Raw genomic sequence first — 16,770 nt, 5'->3', positions numbered from 1 at the left:
TCTTTCTCCGTTGATAAAGCAGCAAAAGATGGTTCCATGGACATCGCGGTTATGTATCAGAGCTCGCCTGTACAGAAGGCGTGATCAGAGAACAGTACAACACCCAGTTACCTAAACCTGTCAACAGTCCCACAATTACAAGGAGACAGGCACGCAACATGGTGTCGGCTCCCAGCAGCATGATCAGCGCCAGGCTGATACCAACGCCGTACAGAGCTCCGGTAGCAAGGGTCAGAATAAACGATGACAGGTCGGGGAATGTTCGTTCCAGCAGACCGGCTACCGGTCGGGCTATGGCAAAAAAACAACCATAGGAACAGAAAAGCAACGGCAACAGTCCGTAAACCGCCCAGGTAATCATGGCCCTGTACAGCTGCCCCGGGGCCAGCAGACCGGATTTAATCAGAACAAGGGTCAGCAGTGTACCGATATGGGTCAGTACAACCAGCAGCAGGGGCATGCACGCCGGCAGGTAGATCACCAGACGTCGGCGAACGTGCTGCAGCAGCATACTCCGCAGGGCCGGGATGAGGGCGATGGATGACCGCTTCCTGCCGCGTTGATTTCTTTTTGTTCGCATATTGCTGTTGCCTGCACCCTCAATAGTTCGCTAACGTCTGATATCTCTTCTGATTTTGTCCAGCTCAGATGCAGTGGATGAGGGATATTCTCGCTGTACAGCCGGACTCGGCTTTGACGGAAAGACAATAGTTTGCCCTGCCCACATACCCAACAAAAACAGCCACAGGAACAAAAAGAAACAGACAACCACCAATCCAAACATTCCCCGCCAGCCGAGTTCAATCCGAAAGGGTTTTGGTTTATACTCATCCTGCATCGGCCTTTTCTGCAAGGACACTCCTCTCTTTTCAGTACTTAGACAGTCACGGTTCTTTCATATTCGGTGCAGTCTGGAAAAAATCGATATGCAGGGGCATACAAAAGGACTATTGCAATAAACAGGCCATCGTTCATCACATGCTCACCGGTGCTGTCAGGCCGATCAGATGTAAACCGTTATATACCACGGTTTTCACTCCCTGGCAGAGGGCCAATCGCGCACCGGTCAAATCGTGGTCATCAGTCAACACCTTATGTTTATTATAAAATCCGTGAAATTGACCGGCCAGCTCAATGAGATAAAAAATTATCCGATGGGGGGCAAGATCCGCAGCTGCTCCGGCAACCAACTGAGGGTAATCGGCCAGCATCTTCAGCAGCGCATACTCTTCCGGTTCAACCAGTCTCTGCAATATCTGCTGTGTCAAACCAACGACAGCTCCCTGTTCAGCCGCCATCTTTTCAATACTGCACAATCGGGCATGGGCGTATTGAACATAGTAAACCGGATTTTCCTGACTCTGTTTTTTGGCAAGATCCAGATCAAATTCAATGACATTATCCGGCTTGCGCATCAGGAAGAAAAAACGCAACGCATCGGCTCCAACCTCATCAACCAGCTCATCCACCGTAACAAAAGTGGCCTTGCGAGTCGACATTTTGACTTGTTTGCCATCACGCAGCAGAGTGACAAACTGATACAGCACCACCGTGATACAGCTGTCATCATGACCAAGAGCGCGGACCCCGGCCAACACGTCCGGCACTGTGGCAATGTGATCTGATCCGAACACATTGATCATCCAGTCATAGCCGCGTTCAAACTTATCGCAGTGGTAGGCGATATCCGGCAACCGATAGGTGGGCTCACCACTGCTCTTGATGATGACGCGATCCTGTTCCTGGCCGAACTCACTGGCCTTAAACCAGGTGGCCCCCTCCTTTTCATAAATCAGTCCCTTGCCCCGCAGCTGATCCACAACCGCCTTAAGTCGACCATCCTCATACAGGCTGTGTTCATTAAAGTAGGTATCAAAATGTATTCCAATGCGCCGGAGAGTGGTATCAATATCAGTAAAAATAGCCTGCTGAGCACGTTCTTTAAAAATATCGACAGCTGCATCTTGAAAAGAATCACCGGCTTCCTCAACCATTGATCGGGCAATCCCGTAGATATAGTCTCCCTGATACCCATCCTCCGGAAAAGAAGCAGGCATTCCCAGCAACTCCAGGTAGCGGGCCCGGGTGGACTCACCGAGAACACGCATCTGCCGGCCGGAATCGTTGAAGTAATACTCCCGTTGCACCTGGTAGCCATTGGCTTCGAGGAGACGGGCAATGGTATCACCCAGCACGGCATTACGCCCGTGGCCGACACTGAGCGGACCTGTAGGATTGGCGCTGACAAACTCAACCAGCACCCGTCGCCCCTGACCATCTTCAGATCGGCCGAAGTTTTCTCCCTGCGCAAAGATCGGTGCCAGCACGGTGGCCCAGATCGTCTTTTTTAGAAAAAGATTGATAAAGCCGGGACCGGCTATCTCCACCCGCTCAACCATCGGTTGCCCGGCCAGCAGTTCAGTCATCGGTACAGCAAGATCCCGTGGTTTTCCTTTGTCGATGCCGGCTGCAACCATGGCAAAGTTCGTGGAAAAATCGCCCTGGCCTTCGCGTTTGGGTACCTCAATGGAATATCGGCCGGCCACTGCCCCGCTCCAGTAACCAAGCCGCACTCCCTCAGTAAAACAGTGGTCGACAATCTCTTTAATCTGTGACTTTATCATGGGTCGTTTGTCTCATATAGTGGGTGGCGATCGTTTCAAGCAGCTGCAGAATCTGCTGATTTTTTTTTACTCAACCATGGTGCGCGCATTGAGGTTACCGAACAGGCAGAGCACTTCGTAACTGATGGTTTGCATCCAATCGGCTATTTCATCGGCAGTGATCTCTTCCTCTCCCTGACTGCCCAGCAGCACGACTTCCTCGCCGGGGTGCACTTCCCGGCCAAGGTCAGTGACATCCACCAGCGTTAAGTTCATGGAGATCCGACCGACCACCGGTACCCGCTGCCCGTGGATCAGTACCTGCGCCCGATTGCTCAGCACCCGTAAATAGCCATCCTCATATCCCACAGGCAGAACAGCAATACGCGAAGGTCTGGTTGTTGTAAACAGGTGCGAGTAGCCAAGACTGCGACCAGCCTCAAGAGTGCGCACCTGGATGATGCGGGTCACAAACCGCATGGCCGGTTGAAGCAGAGGAGAGACAGCGTTTTTCCTGCCGTCGGCGCCGTCCGGGTAATACCCGTACAGGGCAATACCGGGACGAACCATGTCGAGCCGGGCGCCGGCAACATAAAACAATCCACCGGAATTGGCAAGATGGAGGCAGCACCTGTCCAGACCATAATCGGCCGAAGATCCAGTCGTTTTAAGGAACATGTCCAGTACCAGAACCGTGTTATCGGACTGCCGGTCATCGGACATGGGGAAATGGGCCATAATACCGTCAATCCGAAGATGCGGGAGCCTGCGGATTGCCTGAACCGTGTCGATAAACTCCGCCGGTAAGACACCCTGCCTGCCCATACCGGCATCCAGCTTGATGTGAAGGCCGACTTCAGTCCGGCAAGCACCTGCTACCCGGGACAGCTCAGGCAAAACTGCAGCATCGGTCACCACAGGTGTCAATCCTGCTTCAACAATGGTGCGAAGCGTGTCTGAAATCACACCGACCAGAACCAGAATCGGCTGGGTGATACCAGCCGCACGTAACAGCACCCCTTCCCTTGCCTCGGCAACACCAAAGGCGGCTGCCCCCTGTTCTGCAAAAATCCGGGCACAATCGATCATGCCGTGTCCATACCCATCGGCCTTCACCAACGGCATGATGGCTGCTCCACCGGCGGCCTGCCGACAGATGTGATAGTTATGCACCAGAGCGGAACGACTGATTTTTATCTGATTGAATGTATTCATGTGTGTACCTGTCTGTACCACTGTTGCCACCCCAAACGGCTGGACAGACACAACGACCAGCCAACAGCACAATAGACTGTACCAATAAACGGCCCTGGCTGCACAAATGTCCGAATAACGACACCGGCCAACAGCATCATGACCACCACAGTCCAGGTCTGCCAGGAATAAATAGCCCCTAAGCAGGTGTTATCCCGGAAGAGGATGATCCGCCGCAGAATGCGTCTGGCAACATTATCAAGGATGAACAGAGCCTTCACAGTGCCGAACAGACCGGCGACCAAAAACAAGAGACGCCCTTTACCGGGAGCAAGCCATCCCCAGCCTCGTACCATGAGAAAGCACCCGATCACCGTCCAGAGAAACGGGGCTGCAAAAAGATGTACCGACCGAGATACCCCTGGTTTATTCAATGACTCAATCCCGTGTCCACAGAATCCTGCATCCCCAAAACAAGATAAGCCCATCCCTGGGCAGGGATGGGCTTATCAGTGAAGCCATCAGTACAGCAAAGTTAAATTTCAGTGACAGTGATGGCATCTTCCGGGCAGACTTCAACACAGGTCTCACAGCCCAGGCACTCTTCTGCATCCACCGGCTCGGCCTTACCACCCTGCATTTCAAAAATCTGTGCAGGACAGGCATTTACGCACTCTTCATCACCGGTACATTTATCTTTATCAACAATGATTTCCCACATGCTAAAACCTCCACAATAAATAATGAACCAATACTGTCTCAGTCTTAAGAAAACTCTCAGTATTGCAGTGCAAAATCTTTTTTTCTTAAAAAACTACTCCTAATTTGTCAAGTGAAAAGACAGTGATGCCGGCCTTCCTTCCCGTTCTTCCCGGCCAGAAAAAATCAGACCGTCTTTTTTCTTTGCTATCCGCGCAAACAACAGTACATAGAGCGTACATTGCAACTTATTCTTCCGAGGTGCGTACCTATGGCACAAAAAAAACACAAACAGAGCTCCCCTTCCCCCTCTCCGGAAAAAGGAGAACAGGCCATGATCGAAGGCATCTTCGAAGGCAGTCCGGATGCTGTCGGTGTGGCTGTGATCCGGCTCGACTGCGGCTGTCGAAAAATGGCGGCCGTCAATCAGTCCGGAGACCCGGCCAGTGAGATCATCATGTATCGGGACAATGCCGAATCCATCTGTGATCTCTGTAAAAAAGATCACGGCTCCTTTCAGCGGGTAAGCAGACAGTTCATCAGCTGGAAAACCCCGGAACCTGATATCTATACCAAAGAGATGATCATCACCAAGGTACTTGGAAACTGACCGTGTCTGTTTCGTTCCCTTAAACCCAGGATTCACAAAGAACCGCAACCTGTCCACATCACGACCGATTACCCGTTCAACACGAAAATCGGTCGACTCGACTGTATGCCGTCCAAGGTCCGCCTCCCGACCGCTGTCAGATTGCTGTCAGCCATCACCAGCCATTGGCGTCCTTGCAAGGCTGTCTGCCGTATGTTACCCTTTCCCTGATACTACAGCCGGCTTCTCACAGGGTCCTTACTGCCCGCAACCGATATCCCCAAACCATGACTGACAGACACTACCATCCGAGTTTCCAACAGCCCGACCTACCGCCAGCCACAGCACCGATCCCCTCTTATCCGCACTCCGTGGAGCCTGAACTGGGGCACCGCAGCCAACTCCACCCTCTTTTCCAGGAGTTGACCGATGGGCTTTCAGAGTTGACCTTTGCCAACCTCTTTCTCTTTCGCCACCGCCACAGTTACCGTTTTTCCACCTTGCAGGACGGGCGTCTCGCTGTGCTTGGCAAAGATAGCGGCGGTCCGTTTTTCATACTGCCTTTCGGGCTGCCGGATCACGAGCATCTGGCTAGGTTGTTTGCCGAACAGCGGATGATGAAGTGTATAACCACTGCACAGTCAACGGCGCTGGCAGAGCTTGGATATCGGGTCACCGCAGACCGGGACAACTTTGATTACCTGTATCGCCGCCAGGATCTGGCCTCCTTAACCGGCCGCAACTATCATAAGAAACGAAATCTTGTCAAAGCCTTTGTCAGCACGCACAACTACAGCGCCCGCCCCCTGCGTGAAGAGTATCGTGCCGACGCCCTGTCAGTCCTGGATCAATGGAGGGAAGGGTCCGGCTATCAAGGCGACTACGAGGCCGCCCGTGAAGCTCTCATGACCATGGAAGCACTCCAGCTGTGCGGTGGTATCTACTACGTTGAATCGCAGCCGGTTGCCTATGTGTTGGGGGAAGAGTTGGCCGGTGGAACAACGTTTGCCATCCACTTTGAAAAGGCGGTACCCGGTTATAAGGGACTGTATCAGTTCATTAATCAGTCCTTTGCCTCGATCCTTCCTGAAGACTATAGCTGTATCAACCGGGAACAGGATCTGGGCGAACCGGGGCTGCGTCAGGCAAAACTCAGCTATCTGCCCGCCGGGTTTGTCGAGAAGTATATGGCTGTCACCTCGATTGCCTCCTAAAACGATAGGATCGGAACGTTCTTCCACCTTGCCCTGATCAAAGATCCTGGACGCAGGCGTGCACAGGGTATTTTTCTTCAGCAGCTCTCTGAGCCTGCCTTTTACCCCACCTTATCGTCCTCCGGTCACAGCGGCCTTTGTCCGGTTCCAACATCTGGTGCAGCAGCATGACAACCGGGTACAAGGGCATCATGAGTATCGCACCCGGTTGTGAACACCTGCTCAGCAGTAAAGAAGTAAAATAGTCGGCGTGGAAACGGATCCGAACTACAGTTTACTCAGAATATTCTGTGTCTCGGCAATCTCCTCTGCCGTGACACTCCGGCGCAGCTCCTCCATCCGTCGCATTGTTTCTGCAAAACGAATCCCTTCTGCAGCGCTGATCCATTCCAGCTGGAGCCGTTCCGGTCGCACACCGATCTTCTCCATCTTCTTACGGATACGCTCAACCCGTTTTGCGGTCCAGTGATTGGCATCAATATAGTGACAGTCCCCGATATGACAGCCGCTTACCAGCACGATCGGTGCCCCCCGGCGAAACCCTTCCCAGATAAACTTCTCATCCACCCGACCTGAGCACATCACCCGGATAAGATGGACGTTGGCAGGATACTGCAGTCTTGACACACCGGCATAGTCGGCACCGGCATACGAACACCAGTTGCAGGCAAAGGCAAGGATCTTGCTCTCCGGTGCCGTGTCAAGCATGCTGTTGACCTGACCTAAGATCTGCGCATCGGTGAAATGATTCATGCTGATGGCATCAAATCGACACTCAGCCGCGCAGGTACCGCAACCGGCACAGGCCGCCGCATTGACCACGGCCGGCTTCTTGGCCTTGACATCCACCGTAATGGCATTGTACGGGCAAACCTCGGCACACTTGCCACAGGCCTTACATTTTTCGGTGATGATGAAGGAGGTGATCGGTTCCGTGGTGATCTCCCCCCTGTGCATCAGGCGAACAGCACGCATGGCCGCGGCAGATGCCTGAGTGACACTCTCCTTGATATCTTTAGGGCCTTCGGCACAGCCCGCATAGAAGATACCCCGGGTGGCTGCATCCACTGGTTGCAACTTGGGGTGTGCCTCAAGATAAAATCCGTCCGAGGTCAGCTGCAGCCCCATGATCTCCTGCAGGCGTTGAGTCGAAGGCGCCGGTTTCATGCCCTGCGCCAGGACCAGCATATCGAGCTCATGAAACTCCAGGATGCCGGTTGCTCCATTTTCCACCGCCACCCGCAACCTGCCATCATCCGTCTCTGCAACTGAGCCGGGCAGACCTCGAATATACTGGGTGCCCAACCGCCGACTCCGGGTATACAGGTCTTCAAAGCCTTTACCAAAAGCACGGATGTCGATATAGAAGACCTTCACCTCCATGTCAGGATAGTGTTCCTTCAGGATGAGGGTCGACTTGACGGTATTCATACAGCAGATATTGGAGCAGTAGTGGCCGCCTTTGGTGGCCGATCTTGAGCCGACACACTGAATAAAGCCTACGGATCCGGGGAGTCTGCGGTCTGAAGGGCGGATAAGCTCACCCTTGGTGGGGCCGCCCGCATTCACCAACCGTTCAAACTCAAGACTGGTCAGCACGTTGTCAAAACGGGTATACCCGTACTCGTCCATCTCTGCCGGATCATAAGGTTGGAGACCGGTGGCAACGATGATCGTGCCCACCTCTGCGATAATCTCCTCGTCAGACATGTGAAAGTTAATGCACCCTTTAGCGCAGACCTCCACACATTTGGAGCAAACCGACGGATTGGGACCAAGACACTCTTTGGCATTGATCAGATAACTCGATGGCACCGCCTGGGGAAAGGGACTGTAAATTGCCTTGCGGGAACCGAGTCCCACGTTGAACTCGTCAGGACGCACCACCGGACACACCTGGGCACAGTCCCCGCATGCCGTGCAGCTTGTCTCATCAACATAACGGGCTTTCTTAAGGATTTTCACTTTGAAGTTGCCAACATATCCCTTCACATCAACAACTTCACTTAACGTCAACAGCTGTATTCGTGGATGTCGACCGACATCCGTCATCTTAGGACCTAAGATTCAAATCGAACAGTCCATGGTTGGAAAAGTTTTATCGATCTGCGCCATCACGCCGCCGATGGATGGATTCTTCTCCACCAGAACAACATCATAGCCGCTGTCCGCCAGGTCAAGTGCCGCCTGAATACCGGCAATCCCGCCACCGATCACCAGACTTTTCTGAATAAGCGGCAAGGTATCCTCATAGAGCGGTTCAAGTTGACGGACCCGTGAGATCGCCATGTCAACCAGGGTCTTTGCCTTGACAGTGGCATTTTCCCGGTCTTTCATATGCACCCAGCTGCACTGCTCGCGCAGGTTCGCCATATCGACCATGTACGGGTTGATGCCAGCGGCCTCGGCCATCTTCTTAAAGGTCGTCTCATGCAACCGCGGTGAACAGGAGGCGATCACCACCCGGTCAAGCCCGTTGTCAATGATGTCCTGCTTGATCTCCTGCTGCCCCGGTTCTGAACAGGCATACACAATATCCTTTGACACCACGACACCGCTGGAGTCGGCTGCCTCTTGAGCGACCTTGGGACAATCCACGGTCTGGGCAATATTCAGCCCGCAGTGGCAGACGTAAACTCCGATGCGCGGTTCAGCAGGACCGGCGGCTTTAACAGCAGGATTGGCAGTAGACGTTTTTGACATGGGTATTCTCCGATTCCCTGTACAAACAGGGGTAAGTTCGTGTCAGTAAAAAAAACAATATGCAAGGACAATCAGCACTGTTCACGGGCAGGGTCTCTTCTCCAGCCTGCGCACGAAGATGCTGCGCTCAGCCCTTCCAGCGGATCGTCTGGGCGATGATACTGGTAAGATCCATGAGTTCTATCTCCAGCTGCTCGCGACGGAACGGGTCTTCCATTGCACAGGCCAGATGCAGCTGGCATTTGGGACAAGAGGTTACCAGGAGATCACTGCCGGTGGCATGGGCCTGTTCCAGCCGCCTGACCTGCAGAGCCTTGCTATACCCGTCGCACCCTGTCCAGGCACAGTTACCACAGCAGATCGATGCACCCGCCGCCTCTTTCATCTCAACAAACCGTGCCGGCTGCAGGCGCTTAAGCAACTTGCGCGGCAGATCGACCTTACCCTCCAGTCGACCGAGCCGACAGGAGTCCTGAAAGGTGATCACCTGATCAAACGGCTCAAAATCAACAGCTCCTTTATCCAGCTGCTCCTCAAGAAAATCATACAGATGTACCACCTTGAACTTCAGCTCCAGCCCCTCGTCAGCATAGGTGGTATGCAGCGTCATGTAACATTCCGGGCAGGTGGTGATCACGGTTTCTATGCCGAGTCCGTTCAACCGCTCAACATTGATTCGCGCCAACCGCTCAAAGTTCTTCTTGTCTCCCGACCAGAGCAGATCATGTCCGCAGCATCGTTCATCGGTCAGCAGGCGGGGAGCAACATCAAAAAAGTTCAGAAGACGCAGGCTGTCGATGAGGATCTTATTGGTCTGTGGTCTGCTGTGCTTCCCAAAAAATATGTCGTAATAGGGAGCACAGCCACCAAAAAACAGGATCGGACTCTCCGGGTCTGTACGAATCTCATCAGGCAGGCCGCCCCACCGTCTGGGGGTGATGGCTGCAGACGACATGGAACGCATCAGAGAATGAAAAAACCCTCCGTGCACCTCCTGACCGGGCAGTGCAGTGTGACGGTAGAGGTGGCGAAGCTCTTTGATAAAGGCCGGAAAATTCACCGCTGAAGGACAACGGTCATAGCAGAGACCGCAGGTCAGACAGGACCAGACGTTTTCCTGAACACCGGGACTGTGGATACCTCCGGTAATCACTGCTGAGGCAATGGCACGCGGGGAAAAAGGTTTACCGATCAGAGCCAGGGGACATGCTGATGTGCATTTACCACAATCCTGACAGGCGTGAATATCGTAGGCAGCAACCAGCTGTCGTAACTCCTGATGAAGATCATCAGCGTTGAGAGCAGAAATCACCGGTACAGCCTCAATACCGGCCGGCCCCAGGACGTTGATCTCATCTGCAAAATTTTGCAGAAAGCTCAGCAGCTCTTCCGATTCTTCCGGCAGAAAAGCACCAAAACACAGGCGTTCCCGGCCAAGTCCCATGATATCCAGGATGCGCTGCACATCATCCGTATTCTGCAGAGAGTTTGCAGAACCGGATCCATAGCGGCAGGTACCCGGTTCACAGCCGACCAGGGCAACACCGTCGGCTCCCTGTGCAAATGCCTTGAGCAGCATGGCACGATCAATACGACCGGCACAGGGGACACGCACCATCCGGATCTCGTGGGGAATGGGACGCAGCTGGTCCTGCAGGGTGAGAAAGGCTGCGTGCGCCCCCCAGTTGCAGAGAAACAGCAGGATGTTCAGAGTTTTATCGTCTGTTTTATTTGCCATGGGCTGTCTCCCGTGCCAACACCTCTTCAAGAGCCTGTTCGAGAAAAGCGCGGTTGCGATAGGGGCTGTCCGCCGCACTTGTCGGACAAACCGAAATACAGTTGCCGCACCCCTTGCACAGCGCCTCATCAACATGGGCACACCAGCCGCCGATTTCATTCGGGTGCAGCGTCACCGCATGATAGAGACAGGCCCGGGCACAACGACCGCACCCCCGGCAGAGTTTTTCATCAACAGCGGCAGTCAGCCCTTTGGACTGGCGCGGTCCACGGGGCATGGCGGCAGCCACCATCATCGCCGCCGCATTCCCCTTCTTTCGTTTCGAGACATTGATATCCGGCGGTTCAGCCAGAAATAAGCCGGGAACAGAGGTTGCACACGGGTAGGCAAAGGGAATGTTCGTTGTGCCATACTCCTGAACCACCGGCTCTACAGTTGTGGTGGGCAGACCTTCCTGATGGGTATAGGCGATGCGTTTGCGTGCCTTTGCCCCTAAAATGACGGTACCGGCACGCAGGATCTGCTGTTGGCCGTCGGCCTCAATAAGTATCTGAAAATCACCGATTGTCCCCTTGATACTCTGTACAGACCAGTCGGAAAAATTATGGATATTGGGGTGTTCAACCATATCCTGCAACGGCTGTTCAGCCGTACCGATACGAAACACCTCATGGTCGGAATCGGCCAGAGTCATGGCACTGGTCAGCGTTGCCTGGGAGTTGCCGATCACGGCAGCGGTAAAATTGTAGTTACGGGTTACCGTGGGCAACGGCTTAAGATGCAGTGTCCGTTTAATCGACCGGCCAAGCAACCCCTTAAATCGCTCCAGAGCAAGGTCCGGATCAGAGGTGACAAGGCGGAGGATCTCACCGCGCAGATTACAGGTTTCCACCATGGAGCGGCTGATACCGGTTCCATGGAACAGGTTGTCTTTCAGCCGGCTGCGCTGATCGGTACAGGCGCTGCACACAAAATTCAACGGGCAGCAGACACAGGAGGCCAGAACAATCCGGGTGATACCTTTTTCCCGAACCGTCCGTACAATCGTCGCCGTCTCATCCTGGACACAGGCTGAGGTCAGGGTTGCAGTGTGGACAACCAGAGGGGTGATGGCAGGCAGTTGTTCAAGATAGTCATCCATAGCATCAAGCCACCCCAGTGAATCGTTACACCGGCAGGCAAACACTCCGATACGGATCTCCGACGACAGACCGGCATCCGGAATGGAAACCGATAAACCGTGACCTTTTGTCTTTTTGGCAGCTCCTCCCAGCAGCAGCATTGCCTGGCCGGCCGCATCAAAGCCGCGCACGATCATATCGTTCACATCTGATCGTGCTGTTTTAGGGCCATGAGCACGGATAATGTCATTCCCCTTCACATTGGGAACAATATCCGCATCCGCCACAATGACCACCCCGCACTGTTCAACAATCTCCGCTTTCTCCTGATAGTGATCAATGGCGGCCAGCGGTCCACAGGCAGTCACACATTCCAGGCACTCGGAACAGACTCCACACTGCAGACAACGGCCGGCCTCCACAGCCATTTCCCGGCTGCTGTAGCCAAGGGAGACCTCCTGAAAACTATTTTTACGTTCAGCGGTGGGGCGCTCCGGCATGGTGATGCGCATCTGCTGACAGATATTTTCGGGAAGAGCACGAAAGTCTTTGCCTGCCGGTCGGCCGCCTGATGCTTTCTCCTGTACTCCGGTGAGATCACAGTGGATGGCGCGCGCAGCCTGACGACCTGAAGCCATGGCCTGCACCACTGAAGACGGGCCCGACACCGTGTCTCCAGCTGCGTAGAATCCGGTTTTTGAAGCGCGCAGTTCCTCATCAGTCACAATAAAACCATGTTTGCTGATACTGATGGCTCCACCAAAACTTGCCTGGGTGTAGCCACCGACCTGTCCTATGGCAACAAAGGCCCGATCAAAGGGCAGTTGGAAGGATTGCTGCCCTTCAGCAATCACGGGCCAGGCTCTGCCGTGTTCGTCGGGCTTACCGGGTCTGGTCGGCATGCATTCCAGATGGGTAAACACACCGTCCCGCCCCTGGAAAGCAACCACCTGGACAGCATCGACAATGGTTACCCCCTCTTCCACAGCTTCCCGAACCTCATCCGGGTCGGCCGGGATGTGGTCCATGCCGAACCAGCTGATGATGCTCACTGCAGCTCCCATGCGTGTCAGAGTGCGGGCCAGATCAAAGGCGGAGTTACCATCGCCGATCACAGCAACCTTCCCTGACATGCCGGTCAGATTATCCCACTGTCGGCGGGCAAGAAAGGCGAGGCAGCCCTCAACGCCGGTCAGGTTTTCCCCTTCTATCCCCATTCTGCGGTCATACCAGGTACCGGTACCCAGAAGCACAGCATCGTATTCTTTATGAAGCTGTTCAATATCAGCTGTGATATCAACCTTCCTGTTCGTGAGAAAGGTGACCCCCATCTGTTCGATAAGTTTGACTTCCCGATCCAGAATCGTACGGGGCAATCGATGTGCACCGATACCGTAGCGAAGCAGACCACCGACCTCGGCTTCCTTCTCAAAAACTGTGACACCGTAACCTTGACGGGCTAAATCCGCAGCTGCGGCAATGCCTGCCGGGCCGGAGCCGATGATAGCAACCTTCTCTTTTCGAGCCGGTGCACAGGCGGCTGCCATTGCCGCCCCGGCGGCCTCAAGGCGGGCAGTGTTTTCTCCCTCGTAATCAGCCAGAAAACGTTTGATGGCGCGAATGGAAACCGGGTCGTCAACACCACCGCGCCGGCAGGCCTCTTCACAGGGATGCGTGCAGACCCGGCCACAGATGCCGGGCAGAATATTATCGCGTCGTATCAAGGCCAATGCCTCATCAAACCGACCTCTGCCTGCCAGGGCGATGTACCCCTGAGCGTTCACCCCCAAAGGACAGCTCTCCTGACACAGTGGTTGTCTCCGCTTGTCGATATACGGTCGTCCGGGCAGACCGGTGCGACTGTGAAAGCGCAGTGCCCGCCCCTTTTCCGGATGCTCCACCGGACAGACTGCAACACACTTACCGCAGGCAACACAACGATCCGCATCGACAAAGGTCTGTTCCTGATCAATGCGGACGCTGAACCCCTGGGAAGTGTGTTTAATCGACTCAATCCTGGCGGGCAGCAGCGTTCGAATGGCACTGTTGCGCATAATCCGGATAAGACCGGGACGATGGGCAAAGTTGAAAGGCAGACCCGAAGGAAGACGGTACCTGTCAGCGGCAAGCTTCACATCAAGATCAGGATCAGCATCAACCAGGGTCACCGGGATGCCCAACTCCCCCAGCTTGTTGGTGGCTGCAATACCTTCCGGCGTGGCACCGGCAACAATGACCCGGTACAGTCGTTCTTTTTCCCGCTTCATGATGCCAGCGCTCCAGCCTGACCGGCGGCCACCTTTCGTCGACCCTTAAGGGTGGAAAGCCCGTAATCAAATCCCTTGCCAAAGGCCTCAATGTTGCGTTCCGATGTTCCCCTGGGAACGGAGTCGGCAATGGTCACCTGCGCCGCCCGGCTCGACACCGCCCCGGTGACGGCCGTACAGAAACCGAGCATAATGATATTGGCCATCATCTTGTTGCCGAGGTTTTCAGCCATGCGTGTGGCCGGAATGGCGAAATGGTCGCAAGGTGCCTGTTGCAGACGAACCAGATCCTCGTCAATCAACAACACCGAGTCGTCGGCCAGGGCAGTGACAAACTTGTCGTAACCGGCCTGGGACATGGCAATCAGGATGTCGGGTGTGTTGACATAGGGATAGTGAATCGGTGTGTTGGAAATGATGACCTGGGCATTACAGGCACCGCCGCGGGACTCCGGCCCATAGGCCTGAACCAGAGTGGATTCTTTCTTGTCGCCGAGCGAGGCCGCCATACCAAGAATTCGGCCGGCTAAAATAATGCCCTGGCCGCCGAAACCCGTGACAATGATTTCGGTCTGACTCTGCTGTACTGGTTGACTCATAGTATCTGTGTGTTCAAAGCTGAAAAAGGGATCAATCGTCGCTGCAGGGACGATGAATTGCCGTATAACGATCGTCACAGGTGGAGCGATCCGCATTGATGAAGGTACCGATCACCACTCCTTTGGTAAAATCGATATCCGCCCCGATCGGATCAGCACCGTTCTTGATGATGGTGCGTTCCTGATACAGCTTGAGGGTGTCGATCGGTTTTTCTTTATTCCGACGGCCGTAGTTGATCGGACATGGCGACAGCACCTCAATGAATGAAAACCCTTTACGGGTAATGGCCTCTTTGATTGACGACGTCAGTTCGCGACTGTGGAGAATTGTCCAGCGGGCAACATAGGAGGCGCCGGAAGCATAGGCTAAAAGCGGTAGATTAAAGGGTGAATCCGGATTCCCCAAAGGGGTGGTCGTTGACTTTGCCATATTGGGGGTGGTGGCCGCTACCTGCCCTCCGGTCATACCATAGGTCAGATTGTTGACACAGATGACGGTGAGATCCATATTTCGTCTGGCCGCATGGATAAAGTGGTTACCACCGATGGCAAACAGGTCGCCGTCACCGGAAAACACGATCACCTTCAGATCCGGTCTGGCCATTTTAATGCCGCTGGCAAAGGGAATGGCCCGGCCATGGGTCGTATGAAAACTGTCCAGCTTGATATACCCGGCTCCACGTGCCGAACAACCGATGCCCGAGACCATGGTAAACATGTTGTACGGGATTTCCGTGGCCTTGATCGCGCTGAGACATGAAGAAAAGGCGGTACCGATACCGCAACCCGGACACCAGATATGAGGGATGCGGTCAGTACGGATCAGATCATCGAGCGGATGGTCCGGCTGTCTGGTTATCTTTTTCGGATTAGTGGTCATGGGTTTAAAACTCCTTCTGGATACACTCCAGTACCTTGTCCGGATGGATGATCTTACCACCGGCACTGCCGACCAGCAGAGCCTTGGCCTGCCCGCCGGCGCAACGCTCGACCTCGTAATGCACCTGGCCGAGATTGATCTCAACAGTGATAAAGCCCCTGACCCGCGTTGCTATCTCGCGGATCAGCGCCTCCGGGAAAGGCCAGACCGAGACCAGCTGTAACAAGCCGGCCCGGTACCCCATCTCCCGGGCCCGATCCACCGCCGCCAGCGCGGTGCGCACCGAAATACCGTAACTGACAAGAACAATGTCAGCATCTTCCATCCGATACTCTTCAGTGGTAATAATATCGTCAAGGTTATGGCGGATCTTGTTTTTGATCCGGGTCATCATCTCTTCCTGGGTCTCAACGGTCATTGACGGATAACCGCGCTCGTCATGGGTCAGACCGGTCACATGGATATTGTACCCATCGCCGATGGCAGGCATTGGTGCCACCCCGTTGGGGCCGGGCGCATAGAGTTTGAACCGGTCCTTGCGCCCACGGGGCCTGGGCCGATCCACCAGCTTGATTTTATCGGCTTCCGGGATAATGACCTTTTCACTCATATGACCGACAATCTCATCAGCCATGACCAGCACCGGCACCCGGTACTTCTCGCTGAGATTGAAGGCGCGGATAGTGTGATAGAAGCAGTCCTGCGGCGAAGACGGTGCCAGGGCAATCAGTTCATAATCGCCGTGGGAACCCCATCGGGCCTGCATCATATCAGCCTGACCGGTCATAGTCGGCAACCCGGTGGAAGGACCGGTGCGCTGCACATTGACCAGCACACAGGGTGTTTCCGTACACACTGCCAGACCGAGGTTCTCCATCATCAGGCTGAACCCCGGCCCTGAAGTTGCCGTCATCGCCTTCACCCCGGTCCAGGCGGCACCCAGGATTGAGGCAATCGCGGCGATCTCATCCTCCATCTGAATAAAGGTACCGCCCACATCGGGCAGTCGGACCGCCATGCATTCGGCAATTTCAGTGGCCGGAGTGATCGGATAGGCTCCAAAAAACCGGCAACCGGCAGCGATCGCCCCCTCAGCACAGGCTTCATCGCCGGTCATATAATGTTCACCGGTAAGCACAGTGGATTTCATAAGACACTCTTAT

At 54.5% G+C, this 16,770-nt stretch carries 13 protein-coding genes; 2 read left to right on the top strand and 11 right to left on the bottom strand.

Annotated features, from left to right (window positions below):
* Positions 1-49: 49 nt before the first annotated feature.
* The 5 genes from HP555_RS08915 to HP555_RS08895 all read right to left on the bottom strand — a co-directional run bounded on the left by HP555_RS08915 (position 50) and on the right by HP555_RS08895 (position 4,518).
* Positions 50-580 (bottom strand): hypothetical protein, encoded by a 531-nt coding sequence (locus HP555_RS08915; protein WP_199261664.1) that lies wholly within the window; start codon positions 578-580, stop codon positions 50-52.
* 394 nt (positions 581-974) lie between these two features.
* Entirely contained in the window at positions 975-2,624 is a 1,650-nt protein-coding gene (gene argS / locus HP555_RS08910) for an arginine--tRNA ligase (protein ID WP_199261662.1), read from the bottom strand.
* Positions 2,625-2,690: 66 nt separating this feature from the next.
* On the bottom strand, positions 2,691-3,818 hold the full coding sequence (gene alr / locus HP555_RS08905) for an alanine racemase (protein WP_199261661.1): 1,128 nt from the start codon (positions 3,816-3,818) through the stop codon (positions 2,691-2,693).
* The gene (locus HP555_RS08900) at positions 3,815-4,153 is read right to left on the bottom strand and encodes a hypothetical protein (RefSeq protein ID WP_233249122.1); all 339 of its coding nucleotides are present in this window, start codon (positions 4,151-4,153) and stop codon (positions 3,815-3,817) included. The genes alr and HP555_RS08900 overlap by 4 nt, the downstream gene beginning before the upstream one ends.
* 179 nt (positions 4,154-4,332) lie before the next feature.
* Complete coding sequence (locus HP555_RS08895) at positions 4,333-4,518, bottom strand: indolepyruvate ferredoxin oxidoreductase subunit alpha (protein WP_199261657.1); 186 nt, start codon at positions 4,516-4,518, stop codon at positions 4,333-4,335.
* Between the two features lie 249 nt (positions 4,519-4,767).
* Between HP555_RS08895 and HP555_RS08890 the strand changes: the two genes are divergently transcribed.
* Positions 4,768-5,106 (top strand): hypothetical protein, encoded by a 339-nt coding sequence (locus tag HP555_RS08890; protein ID WP_199261655.1) that lies wholly within the window; start codon positions 4,768-4,770, stop codon positions 5,104-5,106.
* Positions 5,107-5,372: 266 nt separating this feature from the next.
* Complete coding sequence (locus HP555_RS08885; RefSeq protein WP_199261653.1) at positions 5,373-6,299, top strand: DUF2156 domain-containing protein; 927 nt, start codon at positions 5,373-5,375, stop codon at positions 6,297-6,299.
* Between the two features lie 267 nt (positions 6,300-6,566).
* Here the strand turns inward: HP555_RS08885 and hdrA2 are convergent, their stop codons facing one another.
* The 6 genes from hdrA2 to HP555_RS08855 all read right to left on the bottom strand — a co-directional run bounded on the left by hdrA2 (position 6,567) and on the right by HP555_RS08855 (position 16,757).
* On the bottom strand, positions 6,567-9,002 hold the full coding sequence (hdrA2, locus tag HP555_RS08880) for a CoB-CoM heterodisulfide reductase HdrA2 (protein WP_199261652.1): 2,436 nt from the start codon (positions 9,000-9,002) through the stop codon (positions 6,567-6,569).
* Between the two features lie 127 nt (positions 9,003-9,129).
* Positions 9,130-10,740, bottom strand: a complete 1,611-nt coding sequence (locus tag HP555_RS08875; protein WP_199261651.1) for a hydrogenase iron-sulfur subunit — start codon at positions 10,738-10,740, stop codon at positions 9,130-9,132.
* The gene (locus tag HP555_RS08870; protein WP_199261649.1) at positions 10,730-14,128 is read right to left on the bottom strand and encodes an FAD-dependent oxidoreductase; all 3,399 of its coding nucleotides are present in this window, start codon (positions 14,126-14,128) and stop codon (positions 10,730-10,732) included. Before HP555_RS08870 ends, HP555_RS08875 begins: the two co-directional genes overlap by 11 nt.
* Positions 14,125-14,727, bottom strand: coding sequence for a 2-oxoacid:acceptor oxidoreductase family protein (locus tag HP555_RS08865; protein ID WP_199261647.1), 603 nt, complete (start codon positions 14,725-14,727; stop codon positions 14,125-14,127). The genes HP555_RS08870 and HP555_RS08865 overlap by 4 nt, the downstream gene beginning before the upstream one ends.
* A 31-nt stretch (positions 14,728-14,758) precedes the next feature.
* The gene (locus HP555_RS08860) at positions 14,759-15,607 is read right to left on the bottom strand and encodes a 2-oxoacid:ferredoxin oxidoreductase subunit beta (RefSeq protein WP_199261645.1); all 849 of its coding nucleotides are present in this window, start codon (positions 15,605-15,607) and stop codon (positions 14,759-14,761) included.
* A 4-nt stretch (positions 15,608-15,611) separates the two neighbouring features.
* Positions 15,612-16,757, bottom strand: a complete 1,146-nt coding sequence (locus tag HP555_RS08855) for a 2-oxoacid:acceptor oxidoreductase subunit alpha (protein WP_199261643.1) — start codon at positions 16,755-16,757, stop codon at positions 15,612-15,614.
* Positions 16,758-16,770: the final 13 nt, after the last annotated feature.

It is taken from the genome of Desulfobulbus oligotrophicus, assembly GCF_016446285.1.
Lineage (GTDB): Bacteria > Desulfobacterota > Desulfobulbia > Desulfobulbales > Desulfobulbaceae > Desulfobulbus > Desulfobulbus oligotrophicus.
Note: the sequence above shows the minus strand (reverse complement) of the source record. Positions and strands in the feature narration are given on the sequence as shown.

What these genes read in the sequence shown, in the direction of transcription:
- HP555_RS08915 (WP_199261664.1), bottom strand. Translation starts at nt 580, where the DNA reads ATGCGAACAAAAAGAAATCAACGCGGCAGGAAGCGGTCATCCATCGCC.
- argS (WP_199261662.1), bottom strand. Translation starts at nt 2,624, where the DNA reads ATGATAAAGTCACAGATTAAAGAGATTGTCGACCACTGTTTTACTGAG.
- alr (WP_199261661.1), bottom strand. Translation starts at nt 3,818, where the DNA reads ATGAATACATTCAATCAGATAAAAATCAGTCGTTCCGCTCTGGTGCAT.
- HP555_RS08900 (WP_233249122.1), bottom strand. Translation starts at nt 4,153, where the DNA reads ATGGTACGAGGCTGGGGATGGCTTGCTCCCGGTAAAGGGCGTCTCTTG.
- HP555_RS08895 (WP_199261657.1), bottom strand. Translation starts at nt 4,518, where the DNA reads ATGTGGGAAATCATTGTTGATAAAGATAAATGTACCGGTGATGAAGAG.
- HP555_RS08890 (WP_199261655.1), top strand. Translation starts at nt 4,768, where the DNA reads ATGGCACAAAAAAAACACAAACAGAGCTCCCCTTCCCCCTCTCCGGAA.
- HP555_RS08885 (WP_199261653.1), top strand. Translation starts at nt 5,373, where the DNA reads ATGACTGACAGACACTACCATCCGAGTTTCCAACAGCCCGACCTACCG.
- HP555_RS08875 (WP_199261651.1), bottom strand. Translation starts at nt 10,740, where the DNA reads ATGGCAAATAAAACAGACGATAAAACTCTGAACATCCTGCTGTTTCTC.
- HP555_RS08870 (WP_199261649.1), bottom strand. Translation starts at nt 14,128, where the DNA reads ATGAAGCGGGAAAAAGAACGACTGTACCGGGTCATTGTTGCCGGTGCC.
- HP555_RS08865 (WP_199261647.1), bottom strand. Translation starts at nt 14,727, where the DNA reads ATGAGTCAACCAGTACAGCAGAGTCAGACCGAAATCATTGTCACGGGT.
- HP555_RS08860 (WP_199261645.1), bottom strand. Translation starts at nt 15,607, where the DNA reads ATGACCACTAATCCGAAAAAGATAACCAGACAGCCGGACCATCCGCTC.
- HP555_RS08855 (WP_199261643.1), bottom strand. Translation starts at nt 16,757, where the DNA reads ATGAAATCCACTGTGCTTACCGGTGAACATTATATGACCGGCGATGAA.